Below are 22,849 nucleotides of genomic sequence, written 5' to 3' on the forward strand. Positions count from 1 at the left end.
CTTTCTCAGGTGGTCGCGGTCAGATGGTCGGGACGGATGTGTGGGCGGGTACGTGGACGAGGTCGTGCAGGACCTCCTCGATGCGGTCCAAGGAGGCCTTGATCCACGGGAGTTCGAGAGGTGCGGAGGAATGCAGGGCCTGGGTGCGCCGCTCTTCGGTGTCGCCGTAGAGCCGGCTGGTGGCGGCCCTGATGCGCAGGACGCGGTCGGGTTCGCCGAACGCGCTGCCGGGCAGGACGCCCAGGCCGTGCCGGTCCGCGAGGAGCGCGGCGAGCTCGCCGCCGCCCGACACCCCGTGCGCGGCGGCGAGGTGGTCGCGCAGCGGCTCGAAGTCCGGGTAGAGGTAGCTGGTGGCGCGGACCGGCGTCAGTGCGGCGCCGGCCGCGGTGAAGTGCCGGTGGACCGCGCGCACGACCGTCTCGTGCAGCCGCCGGGCCGCCGCCACGTACGCGAGGACCTCGGGCGGCTCCGCGAAGGCGTAGGCGGCGGCCGCCTGGACGGGGGCGGCGGTGGTCGACCAGGTCTGGCTGGCGACGGCTTCGAGCCGGTCGCGCAGCGCGCGGCCGAGCGGGCCCTCGGGCAGCCGGGCGACGCCCATGCGCCAGCCGCCCACCGCGAGGTTCTTGGTGAGCCCGGTGGTCACCACGGTCCGCTCGGGCGCGAACACGGCCGGGGAGAGGGCCCGGTCCGCGCCCTCGAAGACGAGGTCGCAGTAGATCTCGTCGGAGACGATGACCAGGTCCAGGTCCCGGGCCGTCTCGGCGAGCCGGCGCAGGGTGTCCGGCTCGGCGACGGTCCCGGTCGGGTTGTCGGGCAGGGTCACCACGACGCACCGCGGATCGCGGCCGGCGGCCCGTGCGGCGGTCACCGCCTCGCGCAGCGCCGCCGGGTCCGGCACTCCGCCCTGGCCCGGCAGGGTGGGCACGTGGAGCGGCCGCGCGCCGGCGAGCCGGGCCTGGGCCGCGTAACTCACCCAGCTCGGCACCGGTACGACCACATCGCCGCCGACGGCCAGCATGAGGGCGAAGAGCACGGGCTTGCTGCCCGGGCCGCAGACCACCGTCTCCGGGTCGGTGTCGAGGTTCCGCCGCCCCCAGTAGCCAGCGGCCGCGGCGCGCAGCGCGGGGCTTCCGGCGACGGGGCCGTAGGCGCCCAGGCCCGCCGCCGCGGCGAGCCGCTCCCGCAGCTCGGGCAGGACGGGCAGGCCGATCTCGCCGCTCGCGAGCGACAGGACCCGCTCCCCGGCGCGGCGCCGGCGCTCCAGCGCCTCGTCGGCGGCGAGGGTCGCCGACATGGTCACCGGCGCGGGTTGGGACATGACGGCCTCCGAAGGCAGAACAAGCACGAAAGAAGGGGGAGGGGGAGGGAGGGGAAAACCGGGGGGTGTCGGGGGAGGTGCACCCCCCGGTGGTCGGTGTGGGGCGCCGCACCGCACGTGCGGGGAGCGGAGCGGCGCCCGGGAGCGGGAGCTCGATCCCGCCCGAACTCAGGCCGCGTACAGCGGGTGGCGTACGACTGGTTCTCGTACGACTGGTCCGCGTACAGCTGGTCCGCGTACGGCTAGTCCGCGTACAGCTTCCTGAGCTCGATCTTGCGGACCTTGCCCGTCAGGGTCTTGGGCAGGGCCGTCATGACCTCCAGGCGCTCGGGGAAGAACCTGGGGTCCTGGCCGGCCTCGCGCAGATGGGCGCGGATCTCGTCCAGGGTCGGCGGGGTGCCGCCGGCCGCGACGACGACCGCGAGGATCGGGTCGTCGATGTGGCCGGTCGGGCCGACGACCGCCGCGTCGGTCACCTTGGGGTGGCCGGCGATGACCGCCTCCAGCTCGGCCATCGGAAGGACGATGCCGTCCCGCATGATGGCGTCCTTGGCGCGGCCGAGGACCCTTATGCCGCCGCGGCCGTCCTCACGGGCGACGTCGCCGGTGTCGAACCAGCCGTCGTCGGTGAGTTCGTCGTCGAAGACGTCCTGCTGCTTGAAGTAGCCGAGCGCCTGCGACGCCCCGCGCACCCGCAGTCGGCCGACCGAGGCCCGCGTGGTGGGGTCCTGGCAGGCGTCGATCCGTATCTGCATGGAGTCGATCGGCCTGCCGTGGCTGTGCGCCGCCCAGTCCTGGTTGTAGTCGAGCCGCGTGATGGTGACCGGACCGAACTCGGACATGCCCCATACCGAGTACGTCCGGGCGCCGAAGGTCGCGCGCAGCTCGTCCACCAGGGGCTGGAGCACCGGCGCCGCGCCCGTGATGGTGTGGCGCAGGCTGGACACGTCGTGCGGGTCGCGCTGCTGGACCCGGGCGACGCCCATGAGGGTGGGCGGCGGCCCGTACAGCAGGGTGGCCCGGTACCGCTCGACCAGGTCGAGCAGTCCGTCGTGGTCCGGTCCGTCCTGGAAGGCGACCGTGCCGCCGAGCATGACGCCGGCGAGGATGCCCTGGCCGAAGCCGGAGTAGTGCACCAGCGGGGTGGTGACGGCGGCGACCAGGTCGTCGCGGAGCATGAAGCTGTCCACATAGCCGCGCACGCCCGAGTGGACGGTGTTCTGGCTGTGCACGACACCCTTGGAGAAGCCGGTGGTGCCGGAGGTGAACAGCACCACGAACGGCTCGTCCGGACGCAGTTGACGATCGATCAGATCGCCCATGCGCCGCTTCTCCCAGTGCACGGAGACGAAGTGGTCGTGGAAGTCGACCGCACCGTCGGGCACGTGCCCGTCGAGGACCACCAGGTGCTCCAGCGGCAGCTCGCCGCGCAGCCCGTCGATGGTCTCGGCGAGCGGGTAGCCCTCCCACTCCGGCACGGTGACGCACACCTTCGCCTCGGTGAGGACGAGCCGGTGACGCAGCTCCTCCGCCTGGCAGACGGGCGCGATCGGGCAGATCACGGCACCGACGGCCATGCAGGCGAACATCAGCGGCACCATCTCCCACCGGTTGGGCAGCTGGACGGCGACGACGTCGCCGCGCTGCACGCCCAGTTCGAGCAGGGCCCCGGCGAACCGGTCGGTGAGCCGGGAGAGTTCGGCGTAGTCGAGCGTGTCGGTACGGGCCTCGTCGAGGCGGCGGCCGGCGATGGCGAGCTTGCGAGGCCGTTCTCGGGCCTGGCGGCGCAGGTCGTCCAGGAAGGTCTCGTCGCGCCACCAGCCGCGGCGGCGGAATTCGGCCAGGCGGTCGGCGGCCGAGGGGGTGACACTCATCCGAAGAGCTCCTGGCGGCGGGCGGCGAGCAGCTCGGGCAGCGGGTTGCCCGCGCGCGAGGCGGCGATGTCGAGCAGGTCGCGGGTGTTGAGGCGGACCCGGTCGGCGACCCAGTCGAAGACCCACTGCTTGCGGGCCTCGTGGGAGAGCTCGAAGGGGACCTTGCGGGTGACGGCCAGGGCCGCCGAGCCGGCGCCGCCGATGTTGGCGATGACACCGGGGACCAGGGCGGCGCCGGAGGCGGCGACCTTCTCCTTCGCCTCCGCGCTGGAGGCGAGGTTGGCGCCCTCGACGACCACGCGGGCGCGCAGCCGGTGCGCGTTCTCGGCGTTGAGGGCGTACTTCTGCGCGGCGAGCACCAGGAGGTCGGCGTCCACGTCGAGCCAGGCGTCGGGCTCGCGGCTCACGGTGACGTGCTGCGGCAGCCGGGAGTGGTCGATCCGGCCGAACTCGTCGGTGATGGCGACCAGATCGGCGACCGGCAGGCGGTCGGCGCTGAGGGTGCCCTGGACGTCGGCGATGCCGACGACGACGTGGCCGCGGTCCTCCAGGAAGCGGGCGACGGCACGGCCGACGGCGCCGAAGCCCTGGATCACGACCCGGGCCGGCTCGGTGCGGCCGCCCGCCTCCAGGGCGGTGAGCGCGGCGACGCCGACGCCGTGGCCGGTGCAGTCGATCAGCGGCTCGTAGTACGTACGCCAGTCGATCGGCATGTCGGGGGCGCCGAGCCGGTAGCGCGGGTCGTAGCCGGCCTCGTCGAAGAAGACGGCGCGGTCGGCCGGGGTGACGCCCATGTCGATGCCGAGGTGGATGCCGCCGTGCAGCAGCGGCTTGACCGTGCGGCCGAAGGTGCGGAAGGTCTGCTCGCGGCCGGCGCCCTCGGAGTTGGCGGCGGTGGCGACGATGCCCGCCTTCGCGCCGCCGATGCGGAGCCCCGCGAGGGTGAACTTCTCGGTCATGTCACGGGCGAGGCCGGCGACCTCCTCCTCGGTGACCCCGGTGGTCATCCGGGTGCCGCCCATGGCGAGGCCGTCGACGAGGGAGTCGACGACGACCCAGCCCTTGATGCTGCCGCCGCTGCCGTTCAGATGGACGGTGAGGGCGGGGTCCTTCGGGTGGTCCTGCGGGTTTTCCAGATCACTCATTGCCAGTCCTTTGGATACTGGGATCGGTGGCCGAGGCCAGAAGAGGTGTGGCCGTCACCGGCGTCACTGGTAGAGCTGCGCGAAGCCGCGCAGGATCTCCATGCCGTCGCTGCGGAACTCCAGGTGCGCCTGGGCGCCGAAGATCCGGCCGTCCTCGGAGCGCATGAACTCCACGGGGGCGTGCTCGGAGCGGCCGATGGAGCGGAAGCCCTCCGGCGCCTCCTGGAGGTACAGGGTGTGCCGGTGGAAGACGGTCACGGTCGGCTTCACGTACTCGAAGAGCGGCTCGGTCTTGTCGACCTGCACCTCGTAACCGCCGACGCGCGACTGCCCTTCCTCCAGGCGGCCGCCGGCCGAGACCGCGATCAGCTGCATGCCGCCGCAGATCGCGAAGACCGGGACGTCGGCGCCCATGACGAGGTCGACGAGCGGCTTGTAGAAGTCCTGGTCGTAGGCCCGCACCTTGGTGCCGCTGAGCACGATGGCCTGGTAGCGGCCGCCGAGCGTGGCGGGTACGGAGGCCGCGTCGACGGCCTCGGTGTCGGAGCCCAGGTCCTCGAAGCGCTTGCGCAGCTGCGGCAGGGACAGGGTTCCGTTGTTGACGACTAGGACACGGGATTTCGCCACGTGCTCGCTCCTCAGGTTCGCGTGATGACGGTGCCGGTACGGGCCGCGAGCAGGTCCGTGGTGGCCGCGCTGCCGATGAAGACGCGCTCCACGCCCCGCTCCAGGGCCTCGCCGGCGGCCCGTAGCTTCTTGCGCATGCCGCCGGTGGCGCCCTTGTCGCGGAATGCGGCGGCCGCCTCGGCGCTGATCTCCCGTACCGGCGCGCCGTCGATCAGCAGATGGGCGACGTCGGTGACCAGGACCAGGTCGGTGGCGCCGGCGGCGCCGGCGATGGCGGCGGCGGCCCGGTCGGCGTCGGTGTTGACCTCCTGGCCGGCCGGGCCCTGGGCGAGCGGGGTGACGAGGTAGGCGTGGCCGGCCTGGAGGTTCTTCAGGGGCGCCGGGTCGACGCCCGTGATCGGGCCGACCAGGTTCTCCAGTTCGACCAGCTTCTTGTCGCGCCACCACCAGCGCTCGCCCTCGCCGGCCCGGACCAGGCCGTCGCTGCCGAGCAGGCGTTCCGCGGTGATGCCGCGGTCGGCGAGCCGGGCGAAGACGTCCTCGGCCATGGCCGCGCTGACGGTCTTGATGTCGGCGATGACCTCGGGCGTGGTCCAGCGGCTCTGGTTGCCGTAGCGGTCGCGCAGGATCGCCGACGGGTCGGTGTAGCGGGCCGGATTCAGCTTCTTGAGCGGCTTGGACCAGCCGTGCACGAGGATCAGCGGGTGTTCCCGGCCGTGCGCGGCCAGGTCGTCCCACCAGCTGCCGTCGAGGTCGTCCAGGCAGCTGCCGCCGAGCTTGACGACGGTCGGCGTCGGCGTCTGCCGCTGTGCCTGCGTCTGGCTCATGCGGGCATCACCGGCTGCATGGTCAGGCCCGACTCCTCGGGCAGCCCGAAGCGGATGTTCGCGGCCTGCACGGCCTGGCCGGCGGCGCCCTTGATGAGGTTGTCCAGGGCGGCGAGGACGACGATCCGGTCGCCCTCGTCGTCCTTCAGGACGGTCACGTCGCAGAAGTTGGAGCCGAGGACGGCCTGCGGGTCGGGCACCGGGATCAGCGTCTCGTTGTTGCGGCGCACCCGGACGAAGCGCTCGCCCTTGTAGAAGCGGGTGTACGCGCGCTGCAGCTCGCGCTGGTCGACCTGCTCGTCGGTGAACACGTACGAGCTGGTCAGCAGCCCGCGGACGTGCGAGACGCCGTACGCCGACATCGTCAGGGAGTCGATGCTCCCCTTCTTGGCGCGCTCCAGGAAGTCGCCGACCTCGGCCGCGTGCCGGTGCCCGGTGGGGGCGTACGGGGCGATGGCGCCGCTGCGGAACGGGTGCAGGTCCGAGGTGCGCAGCTGGAGGCCGCCGCCGCTGGAGCCGCTCTTGCCGTCGACCACGACGGTCTTCAGGTCGAGCCCGAGGCCGAGGGTCAGCGGCGCCAGGCTCAGGGTGAGCGCGGTGGCGTAGCAGCCCGGCATCGAGATCAGCGAGGCTTCCTTGAGCTGGTCGCGGACGAGCTCCGGCACCCCGTAGACGAAGCGGTCGGCGAGGTCGGCGCGACGGTCCACCTTCGGGTACCAGCGGTCGTGGCGCTCGGGGGTGGCGATGCGGAAGGCGCCGCTGAGGTCGACGATCGCGGGGACCTTGTCGACCAGCTGCTCGGCCAGGCGGTTGGAGACCGGGGCCGGGGTGGCCAGGAAGAGGACGTCGACCTGGTCGGCGACCTCCTCGGTGACGGGCTGCACGGTCAGCCCGAGGTCGATGCGCAGGTTGGCGTGCAGTTCGGCCGGGCGCCGGCCGATGTTGGAGGAACCGCCGAGGAAGGTCAGTTCCATGTCGGGGTGCTGGGTGATCAGTCTGATCAGATCGCCGCCGGCGAGCCCGGAGGCTCCGACGACTCCTGCCCGGATCATGCGAGTAACTCCTGCACGTACGAGACGATGGCGGAGGGGATGTCCGCTGCGGTGGTGGAGGCCACGCCGCGGAAGGCGGGGGCGTGGTTGACCTCGTTGACGACGAGGCCGTCCTCGGTGCGGAACAGGTCGATGCCGTAGATGCCCGGGCCGAGTTCGGCGACCACGGCGTCCACGATCTTCACGACGTCGGGGTCGTGCGCGATGGCGGTGCTGCTGTTGCCGAGGGCCGCGTTGCTGCGCCAGTCGGTGCCGGCGCTGGCGAACTCGGCGGCGGCGACGATCTCGCTGCCCGCGACCAGGCAGCGCACGGAGCTGCCGCCGGCCAGGAACGGCTCGACCAGGCAGGCCTGTTCGAAGGCGTGTCCCAGGTCCTCGACGTAGTCGTAGACGGAGTGGGCGGTGTCGGTGTGCCGGATCAGGGTGACCCGCTTGCCCATGCCGCCGAAGATCGGCTTGAGGACGACCGGGACGCCGAGCTCGTCGAGGGCCTTGGCGAAGTCCTTGCGGGACAGCACGAGCCGGAAGTCCGGGACCGGGATGCTCGCGGCCCGCAGGACGGCCCGCAGGACCGCCTTGTTCTCGCAGGCGTTGATGGCCCGGGCGGAGTTGAGGACCGGGATCCCGGCCTCCTCGGCGAGGGTGGCGACCAGGCCGCCACGGGTGTAGCTGCGGCTGCGGACCAGGAGGGCGTCGTACGCGTTCACCGACGGGGCGTCCGCGCCGCCGAGGCACAGCGACTCGTCGTTGACCCAGTCGACCTCGACCCCGAGGCCGGGGCCGAGCTCGATCAGCTTGCGTTCCTCCCAGCCGATCCGGTCGGCGACGACCGCGACCTTCTTGGTCATCTCACTGACCCCAGTCGCGGAGGGTGACCTCGACCATCTCGAGGCTGAGCACGCCGTCCTGCACGTCCTCGACGCGCAGGGTCAGCATGCACTCGGGGCAGGCGAGGGTCTCGCCGGTGACCATCGGCGGCACGGTCAGGTCGGTCTCGCACTCGGGGCAGACGCCGGTCACGGTGGTGGCGGTGGACATGAGTGAACTCCAGTGGGTTGTCATGAGTGGTGGTGCGGTACGCGTGGGGGTGTGCGGTGCGCGTGGGGGAGGTGGTGCGGTGGGGGGTTCTGGGGTGGAGGGGTTTCTGCGGTGTGCGGGGGATCAGACGGCCTGGAAGTCGACGGCGGCCTTGCGGATCGCGTCACGGTCCATGACCGGTCCGCCCGCGCGCTCCTGACGCTCGATCAGCCACGGGGTGAAGATCTCGACGTCGACGAAGACGCCGGACTCGGCGAGCGCCCACTTCACGAGGGCCGGGGTGAGGCGGGTGCGGACGCGCACCTCGCGGGCGTTGCCGACGAGTTCGGCCGGCAGGGTCTCGTACGCCTCGGGGTGGGTGAGCTGGCCCGGCAGCTCGTACGCGAAGGCGTGCGGCGTGGTCGGGCCGGACTGGAAGGCGTCGCCGAGGCCGGCGCCCTTGAGGGCGATCCGGGACAGCTCGGTGAGGTGGCTCAGGTCGAACCGGGTGTCGCCGTGGATCACCCGCAGGGAGGTGAGCAGTTCGGCGAGCGGGGCGTTGCCGCCGCGCTCCCCGATGCCGCCGACGGTCGCGGAGATCCACTGGGCGCCGGCGCGGACCGCGGCGAGCGAGTTGGCGACGGCCATGCCCAGCATGTTGTGCGAGTGGATCTCGATCTCGGAGCCGTCGATCGCGGTGAGGTCGCCGATCACGTCCTCCATCTGCCACGGCGAGAGGTACGCGACGGTCTCGGCGAGCCGGAAGCGGTCCGCCCCGGCCTCGAAGCCCGCGGTGACGTACGGCACGAGCCGCTCGGCCGGGGTGCGCGCACCGTCCTCGCCGCTGAAGGTGACGTGGAAGCCGCGCTCCTTGGCCTGCGAGACCGCGGACTTGGCAAGGGTGTTGAGGAACTTGGCGCTGGGCGAGCCGAGCTTGAGCCGGGCGTGCTGCTCGGAGGTGGGGATGGAGTACATGATGTGCTTCACGCCGAGCCGCTCGGCCTCGTCGAGGGCCTTGGCGACCTGCTGGCGGTCCCGGACGACCACGAGCGTCATGCTGCGCTCGGGGCCGACGGTCTCGTGGGTGGCCAGGATGAGGTCGGCGTCCTTGGAGCCGGGGCCGGCCACCATGCCGACCTCGACCAGCTCGACGCCGGTCTTCACCAGCAGGTCCGCGATGGCCGCGGCGTCCTTGGGGCCGAATTCGACGCCCGCCATGTGCGCGCTGTCCCGCAGCGTCGCATCGGAAATGCGGGGCCTTATCGGGGGGTTTTCCTCGCGTCCTGTCTTCGGCATTGCGTTTTCCTCCGTCGGTATCCGTGGATATCCCGTCGAAGCGCGGAGCGCCTTTCCGCGCTGCGCCTTTCCGCGCCGGTGACCATCCTGTACGCCCCGCTCCTGGCCGGACAACGCTTCTTGTGTCGGAGCTTGTCAAGGAGTGTCAGCGAACGTCATCGGCCGTGAATACCGTGCGGCCCGGGTGAACAAAGGCGCACATGGGAGCGTCTTTTCCGCGCGGCTTCCCTTACTGTCCGCACTATCCGCGGCCGAGCCGATAGCCGACTCCGTGGACGGTGATGATCCATTTCTCGCCGAGTTTCGCGCGCAGATTGCTGACGTGGGTGTCGATGGTGCGGCTGGAAGCCGCCCACGCGGTGTCCCACACGCGGGTCATCAGCTCCTTGCGCGACAGGACGGTCTTGGGGTCCGCGGCGAGGGTGTGCAGCAGGTCGAACTCCTTGGCGGTGAGCTCCACCGGCCGTCCGTCCAGGCGCACTTCGCGGGTGATGTTGTCGATGTGCAGCGGGCTGAGGGAGATGGTGTGCGAGGCGGGCGGCCGGGGGTGCGCCCGGCGCAGTACGGCCTCGACGCGGGCGAGCATCTCGCGCGGCCCGCACGAGGCGACGACGCAGTCGTCCGCGCCGGCCTTCAGGGCGAGGACCCGGTCCAGTTCGGTGTCGCGGGTGGCGATGGAGATGATCGGCTTGTCCCCGGTACGGCGGATCAGCCGGCAGACCTCCAGGCCGTCGATGTCGGGTAAGTCGAGATCGAGCAGGACCATGTCGGACCGCTGGTGCACCGCGAGGGCCTGCTCCCCGGTGCCGACGCTGCTCGCGGCGTACCCCTGCCGCTGCAGATCGCGGACCCGCGCCTCGGCGGCGGTGGTGTCGCCCTCGACCACGAGGACGGAGACCGGCTGGGCCGCGACGGCCCCTTCGGTACGCGGTCTCTGAGCTGCCATCCAAGTCATTGCTCCCCCGTTCGTAGCCGGCGGGACGTGGGCACCACCCACTCCCGAGCCCCGTGGCAGTGGCTTCCGCCCGGGCCTGTCTGACCAGGCCCGGATGCAAACATACACTCAAGTCCATTTCCGGGCCAGAGTCCATGTTTATATGCGAGGGTATACCTGAACTCTCATACAAGGACGATCACTTACCTGGAGGCCTCGTGCGCCAGCCCTCGGACGACGGAGCACCCACTCCCCCGCGCCGGCGGCGCGGCAAGGAGCGCACCCAGGAGCGGGTCTACGTCGCGGCCCTGTCCCTGTTCCGCCGACAGGGGTACGCGGACACCTCCGTCGCGCAGATCGCGGAGCACGCGGGCATCGGGCGCGGCACCTTCTTCAACTACTTCCCGCGCAAGGACTGTCTGCTCAGCGCCTGGTCGCAGGAGCGGATGCGCAAGCTGAACCGCCGTCTGACGCCCCGCCTGGAGAGCGCGGCCGACGCCGTGGAGGCGCTCCGCGCCTGCATGTCCACGCTCGGCGACCTCAACGAGGAGGAGCCGGAGCTGAGCGCCGCGATGCTGACGGCCTGGATCCAGTCCGGGCTCCTGTTCGACGGGCGATCACACCTGGAGTCGCTCTTCGCCCTGATCATCGAGGAGGGCCGGATCCGGGGCGAGATCCGCAGCGCCGCCAGTTCCGAGCAGTTGGGCGAGGCGCTGCGCGATCTGTACGTCGGCGCCCTGCGCCGGTGGGCCGGGCCCGCGACGGACGGCCGGCACCGCCGCCTGCACGCCGACCTGCACGCCGAACTGCAGCTGTCGCTCAGCCTGTTGCTGCACGGCCTGACCGCGCCCCCGCACGGACTCTGTCCGCACAGCGAGCCAAATCATCTCAAATACTGAGAATGCCAGAGATGCACCGAAGAACACTGGGTCAAAGTTGGCTCGGAGTGTAAGTTTGTATCCCGCTAGTCCAACTGCACTGCTGACGAACCCATCGGTCGCATCAAGAAAAGGTTGGCACTCATTCCCATGGCGCTCTTAGCAAACCTCGCCTCCACCCCCATCGCCGTCATCGGCCTCGGGTGCCGGTTCCCGGGCGCGGACGGGCCCGCGCAGTTCTGGGCCAATCTGCTGGCCGGGACGGACTCGATCACCACGGTGCCCGCCGAGCGCTTCGACATCACGGCGGACTACGCGCCGCAGTCCGGCACCCTCGGCAAGACCGCCTCGCGCCACGGCGGCTTCATCGACGACCCGTTCGCCTTCGACCACGCCTTCTTCGGCATCTCGCCCGCCGAGGCGAAGGCCGTCGACCCGCAGCAGCGGCTGCTCCTCCAGACCGCGTGGGAAGCCCTGGAACACGCCGGCATCCGCCCCTCCACGCTGGCCGGCACCCCCGCCGGCGTCTTCGTCGGACAGGCCACCGCCGAGTACGCGGAGGTCTCCGCGGGCCCCGGCGGCCCCAACATCCGCGACATGGCGGGCAGTCGGCTGCGCGCCGTGACCGCCGGCCGGCTCTCCTTCGCCCTCGACCTGCTCGGCCCCAGCGTCGTCCTGGACACCGCCTGCTCCTCCTCCCTGGTCGCGGTCCACCACGCCCGGCAGAGCCTGCTCACCGGCGAGTGCGACCTCGCCCTCGCCGCGGGCGTCAACCTCGTGCTCTCCAGCCACGATGCCATCGCCTACTCCCAGGGCGCCATGCTCTCCCCCGAGGGCCGCTGCCGCTTCGGCGCGGCCGACGCCGACGGATTCGTCCGCAGCGACGGCGTCGGCGTGGTCGTCCTCAAGCGCCTCGCGGACGCCGAGCGTGACGGCGACCCCGTCCTGGCCACCCTCCTCGGCAGCGCCGTCACCAACGACGGGCGCGGCAGCGGACTGCTCCTCCAGCCCGCGGTCAGCGGCCAGGTCGCGATGCTCCGGGCGGCGTGCCGCGCCGCCGGGATCACCCCCGACCGCCTCGACTACGTCGAGTCCCACGGCACCGGCACCGCGGTCGGCGACGCCGTCGAACTGCGCGCCCTCGCCGAGGCGACCGGACGGCCGGCCGAACGGCCGCTGCCCACCGGCTCGGTGAAGACCAACATCGGGCACACCGAGTCGGCCGCCGGGATCGCCGGACTGATCAAGGCCGTCCTCATCGCCCGGCACGGCGTCGTCCCCGCCTCGCTGCACTGCTCCACCGAGAACCCGGTGATCGCCGACGAAGGACTCCACGTCCGCGTGGTCACCCGCACCACCGAACTGCCGCGCGCCGGCGCGGACGCCAGGATCGGCGTCAGCTCCTTCGGCATCTCCGGCACCAACGCGCACGTCGTGGTCGGCTCCCACCGGCCCGCACCCGCCACCGCACCGCCGGCGGCCACCCCGCAGACCGCTCCGACCGCGGCGGGGGCTGCCGGAGCGGAACAGCTGCTGGTCCTCAGCGCCCGGTCGGAGCGCTCGCTCGCCCGCCTCGCCCGGTCCTGGGCCCGCTACCTCGACGGCCCCGGCCGCGACCGGCCGCTGCGCGAGCTGTGCGCCGCCGCGGCCCTGCGCAGGGACGCCCATCCGCACCGGCTCTGGGTCCGCGGCGCCACCCACGCGGCCGTCGCCGAACGGCTGCGCACGCTGGCCGCCGGCGGCCAGGCGACCGGGAGCGGCAGCACCGGCGGCGGCATCGCCGAGGCCGGCTTCGGGGCGCCCCGCCGCACCGCCTTCGTCTTCCCCGGCCAGGGCTCCCAGTGGCTCGGCATGGGCCGCGGACTGCTCGACTCCTCCCCCGCCTTCCGGGCCACGCTGACCGAGTGCGACACCGCGATCCGGGCCGAACTCGGCTGGTCGCTGCTCGACCTGCTCACCACCGCCACCGAACTGCCCACCGACATCGACCTGGTCCAGCCCGCGCTCTGGGCCGTCGGCGTCGGCCTCGCCGCCGCGCTGCGCGAGGCGGGCCTCGACCCGGACGTCTGCCTCGGCCACAGCATGGGCGAGATCGCCGCCTCCTGCGTGGCCGGTGCGCTGAGCCTGCGCGACGGCTGCGCGGTGATCTGCCGCCGCAGCCGGCTGATGCGCCGGCTCGCCGGCCGCGGCGCCATGCTGGCCGTCGAGCTCGGCGCCGACGCGGCGCGCGAACTACTCGGCGAGCGGCCCGAGTTCGCCGGAGTGTGCGTCGCCGCGGAGAACTCCCCCTCGGCCACCGTGCTCGCCGGACCGCACGAGGCGCTCGCCGCCGTCACCGCGACCCTGGAGGGCCGCGACGTGCTCTGCCGCACCGTCCGGGTCGAAGTGGCCTCGCACTCCCCCGACATGGATCTGATCAGCGACGAACTGCTCGCCGCCCTCGCCGACCTGACCCCCGGTCCGGCCGCCGCCGGCCTCGTGTCCAGCGTGCTCGCCGCGCCGGTGCGCGGGGACGAACTCCTGCCCCAGTACTGGCAGGACAACCTGCGCAAGCCGGTCCGCTTCACCGCGGCGGTACGGCTCCTGTGCACGGAGGAGACGCTGTTCCTGGAGGTCAGTCCGCACCCGGTGCTGACCGCGGCCGTCGACGAGACCCGCCGGTCCCTCGGCGCGGAGGGCGCGGAGGGCGGCGCGGCGCTCGCCACCCTGCGGCGCGACTGCGACGAGCCCGTCGCCCTCCTGGAGACCGTGGGCCGGGCCTTCGCCCACGGCGCCCGGGTGGACTGGACCCGGTGGTACGGGTACGGGGACGGCGCCGCGCCCGCGATGCCGGAGGACCTCCCGACGTACGCCTGGGACTGCGACGCGCTCCGCCACCCGGCCGCCCCGGCCGGCGGCAGCACGACGACCCGCCCCGCCCGTCCGGCCGGGCCGTACGTCCGCGAGGACGCCCTCGCCGACTGGGGCATCACCGGCTGGGACACCGGGGTGGACGTGCGCGGCCTCAGACCGGTGCTGCCCTCGGTGTACCTGGCGGCGATGCTCGACACCGCCCGCGCCGCCACCGGTGAAAGCACCGGGATCGCGCTGACCGGGGTCCGGCTCGGCGAGACCCCCCTCACCCTCGACGACCTGCCCGCGGCCGTCCTGCGAGTGACCGTCGAGAGCCCCGGCCCCGACGGAGTGCGGCGGGTGCGCGCCGAGGCCCGGCGCACCCCGGACGCCCCGCCGGAGCTGTGCGCCGAGGCCACCGTGCGGCCCGCCGGGGCCGGTGCCGCGCAGCCGTACGACCGGCGCGCCCTGCTCGACCGCACGCTCGCCCGCCGGCTCGGCTACTGCCGGGCCGAGGACTTCTTCGCGCTGGCCGAGGAGCTCGGCTTCGGCATCGACGAGGAGCTGCGGGCCGTACGGCACGTCTGGCGCCGCGGCGGCCAGGCCGTCGCCCGGCTGCGCCGTACGCCCGGAGCCGGGGCGGGCGGCCCCGACGCCGCCTCCTGGGAGTCGGGCCTGCTGACCCTGCTGGCCGCCTACCGGCCCGGTACCGCGTACGTGCCCACCGGCTTCGGCTCGGTACGGGTGCACGCCGACCCGGGCGAGGAGTTCTGGGCGCTGTGCCGGGTCCGCCCGGCCAGGGGCCAGGACCGGGCGCACGGCGACGTCCTGCTCCTGGACCCCGACGGATGCGTGCTCGCGGAGTTCCTCGGCGTCGAACTCCAGGCCCTGCCCGGCCACCGGGCGCACCCCCTCGCGGCGCTCGGCGCCCGGCTGCTGCCGCGGCCCCGTGAGGCGTACGAGGCGCGGGCGCAGGCCCCGCAGTCCCGGGCCCCCCTGGCCCGCATCCCGGCCCAGCGCACCGCCGCCCAGCGCACCCGCGAGCAGGCTGCCCCGGAGCGCCCGGAGCCCCCGGCGCACCCGAACGGCGCCGTGACCGCGGCCGAGGCCCTGGTGCGGCGGGTTGCCGACCTCCTGGAGATCCCCGAGGACCGGCTCGACCACCGGCGCCCGCTGCGCGAGATGGGCCTGGACTCGCTGATGGCGACCCGGCTGCGCACCGAACTGCGTTCGGACTTCGGGCTCGACCTCACGGCGGGCCGGCTGCTCGGCCCGGAGAGCCTGCACCGGATCCTCGCGACGATCGGCTGACTCCCTCACACAGCCGGCTTCATCGGCCGGACCGGCGGGACGGAGTCCGCCGGTCCGGTTCGGCGGCCGAATATGGCCTACGTATTAACTTTGACTTCGAGTCATAGTTAAACTTTGGTCCATCAACCAGGACCGAGGGGAGCGGGCCTGATCGGCTGACGAACAGATCGGAGTAGCGCGTGAGCCCGACAGAAGCGCCCACGAACCGCCAGGGCGCGGCCCCCCTGGGCCGGCGGGAACGCAACAAGCTCAGGGTCAAGGAGCGGCTGTACAGCTCCGCCATCACCCTCTTCGCGGAGCAGGGCTACGACGAGACCTCCATCGACGAGATCGTGGAGCGCGCCGACGTCGCACGGGGGACGTTCTTCAACTACTTCCAGCGCAAGGAAGACCTCCTCGGCGCCTGGGGAGAGAAGCGGCGCGACGCCCTGCTCGCCACGCTGGCCGCCGACGGCTGCGGCGCGGACTCGGCCGTCGGGCAGCTGCGCCACTGCATGACCACCCTCAGCCGGATCAACGAGGGACACCGGCAGGAGACCAACTCGCTGCTCATGGCCTGGGTCCGGGCCGGCCGCCCGCTCCTGGAGGACCCCTACCTCGCCGATCTGTTCGCCCGGATCGCCGGGGACGGCATCCGCAGCGGCGAGTTCCACACCCGCTTCACCGCCGACCAGATCGGCCACGCGCTGCGCGACCTCTATCTGGGCGCGCTGTACCGCTGGTGCGGCCGCCCGGACGCGGCCCCGGACCAGCTCGCCCACGAGCTCATGAGCACCCTGGACCTGGTCCTGGACGGCGTCCAGGCCGCCCGCGACCCCCGCGACTGACGCAGATCAGAAGCCGGGAGGCCGGGAACGGCCCGGAGGCCCGCTCACCTGTTGATGGGGTGGGAGGTACGGCCCGACACCTCGTCGATCTCGGTGTGGGCCTTCTGCAAGAGCTGGGAGGCGAGGTCCATCAGCGCCCTCGCCCCGGCGATCTCCTCGCCGACCCGCAACTGCTCGGGGTCGGAGGGGTGCCGGTTCGCATTGCCGTGGGCACGGAACTCGGTGCCGTCACTGAGCCGCACCATGCACGCGGCCCGCGTCCGGTCGCCCTCCTCCTGGAACTCCATGTCGACGTGCCAGCCGACGAGCGTGTTCATCGTCATGAGGACCACCTCCAGAGAGGTACCTGTCGGGTACCTCTCCAGGGTGCATCAGATCTGGCGGGCGAGCTTCTGGGCGACCTCGGTGGCCCAGTAGGTGAGGATCATCTGCGCGCCGGCCCGGCGGATGCCGGTCAGGGTCTCGAAGATCGCCTTGTCCCGGTCGATCCAGCCCTTCTCGGCGGCCGCCTCGACCATCGCGTACTCACCGCTGATCTGGTACGCGGCGACCGGCACGTCCACCGACTCGGCGACCTTGGCCAGGATGTCCAGGTACGGGCCGGCCGGCTTCACCATGACCATGTCCGCGCCCTCCTCCAGGTCGAGCGCGAGCTCCCGCAGCGACTCGCGCACATTGGCGGGGTCCTGCTGGTACGTCTTGCGGTCGCCGGTCAGGGAGGAGCCGACGGCCTCGCGGAAGGGGCCGTAGAAGGCGGAGGAGTACTTCGCGGTGTACGCGAGGATCGACACGTCCTCCTTGCCGATGGTGTCCAGGGCGTCCCTGATCACCCCGACCTGGCCGTCCATCATCCCGGACGGCCCCACCACGTGCACGCCGGCGTCGGCCTGCACCTGGGCCATCTCGGCGTACCGCTCCAGGGTGGCGTCGTTGTCGACCCGCCCCTGCGCGTCCAGGACGCCGCAGTGGCCGTGGTCCGTGTACTCGTCCAGGCACAGGTCCGACATGATCACCAGGTCGTCCCCGACCTCGGCCCGCACGTCCCGGATCGCCACCTGCAGGATCCCCTCGGGATCCGTCCCCGCCGTACCGGCCGCGTCCTTCTTCGCGTCCTCCGGCACCCCGAACAGCATGATCCCGGACACCCCGGCCTCCACCGCCTCCACGGCGGCCTTCCGCAGCGTGTCCCGCGTGTGCTGTACGACGCCGGGCATCGCGGAGATCGGCACGGGCGCGTCGACGCCCTCCCGCACGAAGGCGGGCAGGATCAGATCGGCCGCGTGCAGCCGCGTCTCGGCCACCATCCGCCGCATGGCAGGCGTCGTCCGCAGCCGCCGCGGACGCGTCCCGGGAAAGCTTCCGTACGCATTCATGCCATCGAGGCTACGCCCGCCCGCACCGTGCACTTACCGACACGATGTTGCCGCCGCCCACCAACGCGAACGGGGCGCGGCCCCCGAAGGAACCGCGCCCCGCTGCGTGGGCCAGGCCCCGCTACGTCGTGCGACGCCGCCGCGCCCCCGGTCGGCGCTCGCTCGGGCGCGTGACCGGGTCGCCCGCCTCCAGGGCCGCCGCGCGGCGGCGGAGGCCGAACTCGGCGAGGGCCTCGGCGAGCTTGTGGACCGACGGCTCGGGCGAGAGGACGTCGACCCGCAGGCCGTGCTCCTCCGCCGTCTTGGCGGTCGCCGGGCCGATGCAGGCGATGACGGTGACGTTGTGCGGCTTGCCGGCGATGCCGACGAGGTTGCGCACCGTGGACGACGAGGTGAAGAGCACCGCGTCGAAGCCGCCGCCCTTGATCGCCTCACGGGTGTCCGCCGGCGGCGGCGAGGCGCGCACGGTCCGGTAGGCGGTGACGTCGTCGACCTCCCAGCCCAGCTCGATGAGCCCCGCGACCAGCGTCTCGGTCGCGATGTCGGCGCGCGGCAGGAAGACGCGGTCGATCGGGTCGAAGACCGGGTCGTAGGGCGGCCAGTCCTCCAACAGCCCCGCCGCGGACTGCTCACCGCTCGGCACCAGGTCCGGCTTCACGCCGAAGTCGACAAGCGCGGCCGCGGTCTGCTCGCCCACCGCCGCGACCTTGATGCCCGCGAAGGCGCGGGCGTCGAGCCCGTACTCCTCGAACTTCTCCCGTACCGCCTTCACCGCGTTGACCGAGGTGAAGGCGATCCACTCGTAGCGGCCGGTGACGAGCCCCTTGACCGCCCGCTCCATCTGCTGCGGCGTGCGCGGCGGCTCGACGGCGATCGTCGGCACCTCGTGCGGCACCGCGCCGTACGAGCGCAGCTGGTCGGAGAGCGACGCGGCCTGCTCCTTCGTACGCGGCACGAGCACCCGCCAGCCGAAGAGCGGCTTGGACTCGAACCACGACAGCAGGTCCCGCTGCGCCGGGGCGCTGCGCTCGCCGACCACGGCTATCACCGGACGGTGGCCCTCGGGCGACGGGAGCACCTTGCCCTGCTTGAAGACCTGGGCGATCGTGCCGAGCGTCGCGGTCCACGTCCGCTGCCGGGTCGTCGTACCCGCGATGGTCACGGTGAGCGGGGTGTCCGGCTTACGGCCTGCCGCCACCAGCTCACCGGCCGCCGCGGCGACCGAGTCGAGGGAGGTCGAGACGACGACGGTGCCGTCGGAGGCGCCGACCTCGGCCCAGCACCGGTCGTCGGCGGTCCGCGCGTCGACGAAGCGCACGTCCGTGCCCTGCGCGTCGCGCAGCGGCACACCGGCGTACGCGGGCACGCCCACCGCCGTGGCCACGCCGGGCACGACCTCGAAGGGGATGCCGGCCGAGGCGCAGGCGAGCATCTCGGCGCCGGCGTTGCCGTCGAGGCCGGGGTCGCCGGTCACCGCACGGACGACCCGCCTGCCGCCGCGCGCGGCCTCCATGACAAGATTGGTCGCATCCCTCAACACGGGGACACCGACGGTTGTTGACGCCTCGTCGACAACCGTCAGCTCAGGCGTGCTCACGCCCGCGCGCGCATGCCCGCGAACGACTTCGAGCACCTCCGGCTCGGCGATCAGGACGTCCGCGCCGGCCAGGGCTTCGACGGCCCGGAGCGTCAGCAGTCCCGGGTCGCCGGGTCCGGCGCCGAGGAAGGTGACGTGACCGTGGCCGGGGAAGGCGGCGGACGCGGGGCTGGTGGTCGGGGCGGTGGGGCTCAAAGTGCTCGCTCCCCCATAAGACCGGCCGCACCCTTGGCGAGCATCTCGTCCGCGAGTTCGCGTCCGAGCGCCACCGCCTCGTCGTGCGAGGTGGGTACGGGACCGGTGGTGGACAGCTGCACCAGCGTGGAACCGTCGGTGGTGCCGACGACGCCGCGCAGGCGCATTTCGGTGACAGCCTGCTCGTGCGACCCGTGACCGGGACCGTCGGCCAGCAGGTCGGCCAGCGCACCCACGGGTGCGGAGCAGCCGGCCTCCAGGGCGGCGAGCAGGGTTCGCTCGGCGGTCACGGCGACCCGGGTGTACGGGTCGTCGAGCTCGGCGAGCGCGGCGACGAGGTCGGCGTTCGACGCCAGGCACTCGACCGCCAGGGCCCCCTGGCCGGGGGCGGGCAGGACCGCGTCGACCGACAGCGGGTCGGCCGACAGGGAGCCGGTGAGCTCCTCGGTTCCGCCGATGCGGTTGAGTCCGGCGGCGGCGAGGACCACCGCGTCGAGCTCTCCCTTGCGCACATAGCCGACCCGGGTGTCGATGTTGCCGCGGATCGGTACGGTCTCGATGGTGAGGCCGTGGCTGCGCGCGTACGCGTTGAGCTGGGCCATCCGGCGCGGCGAACCGGTGCCGACGCGGGCGCCGGCCGGCAGCGTGTCCAGGGTGACGCCCTCGCGGGCGACCAGGACGTCGCGCGGGTCCTCGCGCCTGGGGATCGCGGCCAGGGTCAGCTCGGGGTGCTGGGCGGTCGGCAGGTCCTTGAGGGAGTGCACGGCGAAGTCGACCTCGCCGGCGAGCAGCGCGTCGCGCAGCGCGGCGACGAACACGCCGGTGCCGCCGATCTGCGCGAGGTGCTCGCGGGAGGTGTCCCCGTACGTCGTGATCTCCACGAGCTCGACGGTCCGGCCGGTCAGCTGCCGGACGGCGTCGGCCACATGTCCGGACTGGGCCATGGCGAGCTTGCTGCGCCTGGTCCCGAGCCTCAGTGCCTTCTCGGTCATACTCGCCCTCGGTTCTTGACGTCGCCGTCGTTTCGGTCGGCCCGGCTGACAGAGGCAACCGTCTCCGGGTCGAGGTCGAAGAGTGTCCGCAACGCGTCCGCGTACCCGGCGCCGCCGGGCTCGCCGGCGAGCTGCTTCACGCGCACGGTGGGCGCGTGCAGGAGCTTGTCGACCACCCGGCGCACGGTCTGGGTGATCTCGGCGCGCTGCTTGTCGTCGAGGCCGGGCAGCCGGCCTTCCAGGCGCGCGACCTCGCCGGCGACGACTTCGGCGGCCATGGCGCGCAGGGCGACCACGGTCGGCGTGATGTGGGCGGCGCGCTGGGCGGCGCCGAAGGCGGCGACCTCGTCGGAGACGATGGTGCGCACCTGGTCGACGTCGCCCGCCATGGGCGCGTCGGCGGAGGCCTCGGCGAGCGATTCGATGTCGACGAGCCGGACGCCGGGCATGCGGTGGGCGGCGGCGTCGATGTCGCGGGGCATCGCGAGGTCGAGCAGGAACAGCGGGGTCTCGCGGCCCCGCAGGGCGGTCTCGACGGCCTCGCCGGTGAGGACGAGTCCGGTGGCGCCGGTGCAGGAGACGACGACGTCGGCACGGGCCAGTTCGTCGCCGACGGCAACCATATCGACCGCGCGTGCGGCCACTCCCGTGCTTCCGGGCTCCGTGAGGATCTCGACGAGGCGCTCGGCGCGGGCGGCGGTGCGGTTGGCGACGACGATCTCGGCGACACCGGCCCGGGCGAGGGTCGCGGCGGCGAGCGAGGACATCGAGCCGGCGCCGATGACGAGGGCGCGCTTGCCCTTGGCCCAGGCGTCGACGTCGGCGCCCTCGGCGAGCTGCTGCAGGCCGAAGGTGACGAGCGACTGCCCGGCCCGGTCGATGCCGGTCTCGCTGTGGGCGCGCTTGCCGACCCGCAGGGCCTGCTGGAACAGGTCGTTCAGGAGGCGTCCTGCGGTGTGCAGGTCCTGGCCGAGCGCGAGGGCGTCCTTGATCTGGCCGAGGATCTGGCCCTCGCCGACGACCATCGAGTCCAGGCCGCAGGCCACCGAGAAGAGGTGGTGGACGGCACGGTCCTCGTAGTGCACATAGAGATAGGGGGTGAGCTCTTCGAGGCCGACGCCGCTGTGCTGGGCGAGCAGCGTGGACAGCTCGGCGACACCGGCGTGGAACTTGTCCACGTCGGCGTAGAGCTCGATGCGGTTGCAGGTGGCCAGGACGGCGCCCTCACCGGCCGGTTCGGCGGCGAGGGTGTCGTGCAGCAGCTTGGCCCGGGCGTCGGCGGAGAGGGAGGCCCGCTCCAGGACGCTGACGGGGGCGCTGCGGTGGCTGAGGCCGACGACGAGGAGGCTCATGCGGGCATCACCGCGGGCATGTCCCCGTCAGGTCCCTTGCGGCCGGAGTCCTGCGCCGTACGGCCGGAGTCCTGAGCGGTACGAGCGGCGGGCGGCGCGGCGGCGGCACCGGCCGGCTCGGCCGGGGCCACGGCCTCGGGGCCGGAGTCGGCGCCGGGCTCCTCGCCGGCCTTGCGCTGCTCGTGGAAGGCGAGGATCTGCAGCTCGATGGAGAGGTCGACCTTGCGCACGTCCACGCCGTCGGGCACGGAGAGCACGGTCGGCGCGAAGTTGAGGATCGAGGTGACACCGGCGGCCACAAGGCGGTCGCAGACCTGCTGGGCGACCCCGGCCGGGGTGGCGATGACGCCGATGGACACGCCGTCCTCGGTGACGATCTTCTCCAGGTCGTCGCTGTGCTGGACCGGGATCCCGGCGACCGGCTTGCCGGTCATCGCGGGGTCGGCGTCGATCAGCGCGGCGACCCGGAAGCCGCGGGAGGCGAAACCGCCGTAGCCGGCGAGCGCGGCGCCGAGGTTACCGATACCGACGATCACGACCGGCCAGTCCTGGGTCAGGCCGAGTTCGCGGGAGATCTGGTAGACGAGGTACTCGACGTCGTAGCCGACACCGCGGGTGCCGTACGAGCCGAGATAGCTGAAGTCCTTGCGCAGCTTCGCGGAGTTGACCCCCGCCGCGGACGCGAGCTCTTCGGAGGAGACCGTCGGCACGGAGCGCTCCGACAGTGCCGTGAGGGCACGCAGATACAGCGGGAGACGGGCGACGGTGGCCTCGGGAATTCCTCGGCTACGGGTCGCCGGTCGGTGAGTTCGGCCAGTTGCCACGGTGCTCCTGCGGGATGAGCGGGGCTGCAGGCGGCCGTGTGTCCCAGGACCGCCCCGTCGAATGCAGGCTATGTCTTTGTGAACGCGTGCACAAAGATGGTGTCCGTTTTGTCCGCCCAAAGTGACCGGGGTCACGCGGCCGGATCGCGACGGTACGGAACCGCGGACGGCATCAGAGCGTTGGAATCCCGAAGGGGGCAAAACCGCACACTCTCCTTACGACGCCGCCCCCGAAACCCAACAAAACGTCCATGATGGTAGCCCCCTTTCGGTCAACCACCCAGTTCGCGCCGGAGCCGCCCGGCGTCCACCCGCCAGAAGGTGTGCTGCTCGCCGTCGACCAGGACGACCGGAATCTGCTCCCAGTAGGCGGCGTACAGCGCCTCGTCCCGCAGGATGTCCTTCTCCTCCCAGAGTGCACCCGTCTCGGCACACACGGTCTCGATCACCGCGCGGGCGTCGTCGCACAGATGACACCCCGGCTTGCCGATCAGCGTCACCGTGCGCGGCCCGCTCTCCCGCGGACCGTCCTTCTTCTTCCGTCCGAACATGCCGCCCATTGTGCGCGCCCGTGCGCG

At 72.6% G+C, this 22,849-nt stretch carries 20 protein-coding genes; 3 read left to right on the forward strand and 17 right to left on the reverse strand.

The window, feature by feature from the left end; all coding sequences use genetic code 11:
• Positions 1-19: 19 nt before the first annotated feature.
• From KV205_RS23080 to KV205_RS23125, 10 genes are all read right to left on the reverse strand, one after another.
• Positions 20-1,318: a pyridoxal phosphate-dependent aminotransferase gene (locus KV205_RS23080; RefSeq protein ID WP_265866456.1), complete on the reverse strand. Its 1,299-nt coding sequence runs from the start codon at positions 1,316-1,318 to the stop codon at positions 20-22.
• A gap of 242 nt (positions 1,319-1,560) precedes the next feature.
• A complete protein-coding gene (locus KV205_RS23085; RefSeq protein WP_265866457.1) occupies positions 1,561-3,192 on the reverse strand; it encodes an AMP-binding protein in 1,632 nt (543 codons plus the stop codon).
• A complete protein-coding gene (locus KV205_RS23090; RefSeq protein WP_265866458.1) occupies positions 3,189-4,337 on the reverse strand; it encodes a Glu/Leu/Phe/Val dehydrogenase dimerization domain-containing protein in 1,149 nt (382 codons plus the stop codon). The genes KV205_RS23085 and KV205_RS23090 overlap by 4 nt, the downstream gene beginning before the upstream one ends.
• Before the next feature lie 63 nt (positions 4,338-4,400).
• The gene (locus tag KV205_RS23095; protein ID WP_265866459.1) at positions 4,401-4,964 is read right to left on the reverse strand and encodes a gamma-glutamyl-gamma-aminobutyrate hydrolase family protein; all 564 of its coding nucleotides are present in this window, start codon (positions 4,962-4,964) and stop codon (positions 4,401-4,403) included.
• Between the two features lie 11 nt (positions 4,965-4,975).
• On the reverse strand, positions 4,976-5,791 hold the full coding sequence (locus KV205_RS23100; protein WP_265866460.1) for an acetylglutamate kinase: 816 nt from the start codon (positions 5,789-5,791) through the stop codon (positions 4,976-4,978).
• The gene (argC, locus tag KV205_RS23105; protein WP_265866461.1) at positions 5,788-6,843 is read right to left on the reverse strand and encodes an N-acetyl-gamma-glutamyl-phosphate reductase; all 1,056 of its coding nucleotides are present in this window, start codon (positions 6,841-6,843) and stop codon (positions 5,788-5,790) included. The genes KV205_RS23100 and argC overlap by 4 nt, the downstream gene beginning before the upstream one ends.
• Positions 6,840-7,691 carry a RimK family alpha-L-glutamate ligase gene (locus KV205_RS23110; protein ID WP_265866462.1) on the reverse strand — a complete coding sequence of 284 codons (852 nt, stop codon included), beginning with the start codon at positions 7,689-7,691 and terminating at the stop codon, positions 6,840-6,842. Before KV205_RS23110 ends, argC begins: the two co-directional genes overlap by 4 nt.
• Position 7,692: 1 nt before the next feature.
• Complete coding sequence (locus KV205_RS23115; RefSeq protein ID WP_265866463.1) at positions 7,693-7,881, reverse strand: lysine biosynthesis protein LysW; 189 nt, start codon at positions 7,879-7,881, stop codon at positions 7,693-7,695.
• A gap of 123 nt (positions 7,882-8,004) precedes the next feature.
• Positions 8,005-9,156 (reverse strand): LeuA family protein, encoded by a 1,152-nt coding sequence (locus tag KV205_RS23120; protein WP_265866464.1) that lies wholly within the window; start codon positions 9,154-9,156, stop codon positions 8,005-8,007.
• Positions 9,157-9,397: 241 nt separating this feature from the next.
• The gene (locus KV205_RS23125) at positions 9,398-10,102 is read right to left on the reverse strand and encodes a response regulator transcription factor (RefSeq protein WP_265866465.1); all 705 of its coding nucleotides are present in this window, start codon (positions 10,100-10,102) and stop codon (positions 9,398-9,400) included.
• Between the two features lie 206 nt (positions 10,103-10,308).
• Here KV205_RS23125 and KV205_RS23130 point away from each other — a divergent pair, with 206 nt between their 5' ends.
• The 3 genes from KV205_RS23130 to KV205_RS23140 all read left to right on the forward strand — a co-directional run bounded on the left by KV205_RS23130 (position 10,309) and on the right by KV205_RS23140 (position 15,938).
• Positions 10,309-10,989, forward strand: coding sequence for a TetR/AcrR family transcriptional regulator (locus tag KV205_RS23130; protein ID WP_265866466.1), 681 nt, complete (start codon positions 10,309-10,311; stop codon positions 10,987-10,989).
• A gap of 129 nt (positions 10,990-11,118) precedes the next feature.
• A complete protein-coding gene (locus KV205_RS23135; protein ID WP_265866467.1) occupies positions 11,119-15,111 on the forward strand; it encodes a type I polyketide synthase in 3,993 nt (1,330 codons plus the stop codon).
• Between the two features lie 179 nt (positions 15,112-15,290).
• The gene (locus tag KV205_RS23140; RefSeq protein ID WP_265866468.1) at positions 15,291-15,938 is read left to right on the forward strand and encodes a TetR/AcrR family transcriptional regulator; all 648 of its coding nucleotides are present in this window, start codon (positions 15,291-15,293) and stop codon (positions 15,936-15,938) included.
• 44 nt (positions 15,939-15,982) lie between these two features.
• Here the strand turns inward: KV205_RS23140 and KV205_RS23145 are convergent, their stop codons facing one another.
• From KV205_RS23145 to KV205_RS23175, 7 genes are all read right to left on the reverse strand, one after another.
• The gene (locus KV205_RS23145) at positions 15,983-16,255 is read right to left on the reverse strand and encodes a DUF1876 domain-containing protein (RefSeq protein WP_265866501.1); all 273 of its coding nucleotides are present in this window, start codon (positions 16,253-16,255) and stop codon (positions 15,983-15,985) included.
• 54 nt (positions 16,256-16,309) lie between these two features.
• Positions 16,310-17,311, reverse strand: a complete 1,002-nt coding sequence (gene hemB, locus KV205_RS23150; RefSeq protein WP_265866469.1) for a porphobilinogen synthase — start codon at positions 17,309-17,311, stop codon at positions 16,310-16,312.
• Between the two features lie 121 nt (positions 17,312-17,432).
• Positions 17,433-19,103 (reverse strand): uroporphyrinogen-III synthase, encoded by a 1,671-nt coding sequence (locus KV205_RS23155; protein WP_265866470.1) that lies wholly within the window; start codon positions 19,101-19,103, stop codon positions 17,433-17,435.
• On the reverse strand, positions 19,100-20,095 hold the full coding sequence (hemC, locus tag KV205_RS23160) for a hydroxymethylbilane synthase (protein WP_265866471.1): 996 nt from the start codon (positions 20,093-20,095) through the stop codon (positions 19,100-19,102). Before hemC ends, KV205_RS23155 begins: the two co-directional genes overlap by 4 nt.
• Positions 20,092-21,447 carry a glutamyl-tRNA reductase gene (locus tag KV205_RS23165; protein ID WP_265866472.1) on the reverse strand — a complete coding sequence of 452 codons (1,356 nt, stop codon included), beginning with the start codon at positions 21,445-21,447 and terminating at the stop codon, positions 20,092-20,094. The genes hemC and KV205_RS23165 overlap by 4 nt, the downstream gene beginning before the upstream one ends.
• Complete coding sequence (locus tag KV205_RS23170; protein ID WP_265866473.1) at positions 21,444-22,271, reverse strand: redox-sensing transcriptional repressor Rex; 828 nt, start codon at positions 22,269-22,271, stop codon at positions 21,444-21,446. The genes KV205_RS23165 and KV205_RS23170 overlap by 4 nt, the downstream gene beginning before the upstream one ends.
• A gap of 272 nt (positions 22,272-22,543) precedes the next feature.
• Positions 22,544-22,831, reverse strand: a complete 288-nt coding sequence (locus tag KV205_RS23175) for a glutaredoxin family protein (protein WP_265866474.1) — start codon at positions 22,829-22,831, stop codon at positions 22,544-22,546.
• Between the last annotated feature and the right edge of the window lie 18 nt (positions 22,832-22,849).

This window comes from Streptomyces sp. SKN60 (assembly GCF_026236535.1).
Lineage (GTDB): Bacteria > Actinomycetota > Actinomycetes > Streptomycetales > Streptomycetaceae > Streptomyces.

Coding starts and splice junctions, on each gene's coding strand:
- KV205_RS23080 (WP_265866456.1), bottom strand. CDS start 1,318: ATGTCCCAACCCGCGCCGGTGACCATGTCGGCGACCCTCGCCGCCGAC.
- KV205_RS23085 (WP_265866457.1), bottom strand. CDS start 3,192: ATGAGTGTCACCCCCTCGGCCGCCGACCGCCTGGCCGAATTCCGCCGC.
- KV205_RS23090 (WP_265866458.1), bottom strand. CDS start 4,337: ATGAGTGATCTGGAAAACCCGCAGGACCACCCGAAGGACCCCGCCCTC.
- KV205_RS23100 (WP_265866460.1), bottom strand. CDS start 5,791: ATGAGCCAGACGCAGGCACAGCGGCAGACGCCGACGCCGACCGTCGTC.
- argC (WP_265866461.1), bottom strand. CDS start 6,843: ATGATCCGGGCAGGAGTCGTCGGAGCCTCCGGGCTCGCCGGCGGCGAT.
- KV205_RS23110 (WP_265866462.1), bottom strand. CDS start 7,691: ATGACCAAGAAGGTCGCGGTCGTCGCCGACCGGATCGGCTGGGAGGAA.
- KV205_RS23115 (WP_265866463.1), bottom strand. CDS start 7,881: ATGTCCACCGCCACCACCGTGACCGGCGTCTGCCCCGAGTGCGAGACC.
- KV205_RS23120 (WP_265866464.1), bottom strand. CDS start 9,156: ATGCCGAAGACAGGACGCGAGGAAAACCCCCCGATAAGGCCCCGCATT.
- KV205_RS23125 (WP_265866465.1), bottom strand. CDS start 10,102: ATGGCAGCTCAGAGACCGCGTACCGAAGGGGCCGTCGCGGCCCAGCCG.
- KV205_RS23135 (WP_265866467.1), top strand. CDS start 11,119: ATGGCGCTCTTAGCAAACCTCGCCTCCACCCCCATCGCCGTCATCGGC.
- KV205_RS23145 (WP_265866501.1), bottom strand. CDS start 16,255: ATGAACACGCTCGTCGGCTGGCACGTCGACATGGAGTTCCAGGAGGAG.
- hemB (WP_265866469.1), bottom strand. CDS start 17,311: ATGAATGCGTACGGAAGCTTTCCCGGGACGCGTCCGCGGCGGCTGCGG.
- hemC (WP_265866471.1), bottom strand. CDS start 20,095: ATGACCGAGAAGGCACTGAGGCTCGGGACCAGGCGCAGCAAGCTCGCC.
- KV205_RS23165 (WP_265866472.1), bottom strand. CDS start 21,447: ATGAGCCTCCTCGTCGTCGGCCTCAGCCACCGCAGCGCCCCCGTCAGC.
- KV205_RS23175 (WP_265866474.1), bottom strand. CDS start 22,831: ATGGGCGGCATGTTCGGACGGAAGAAGAAGGACGGTCCGCGGGAGAGC.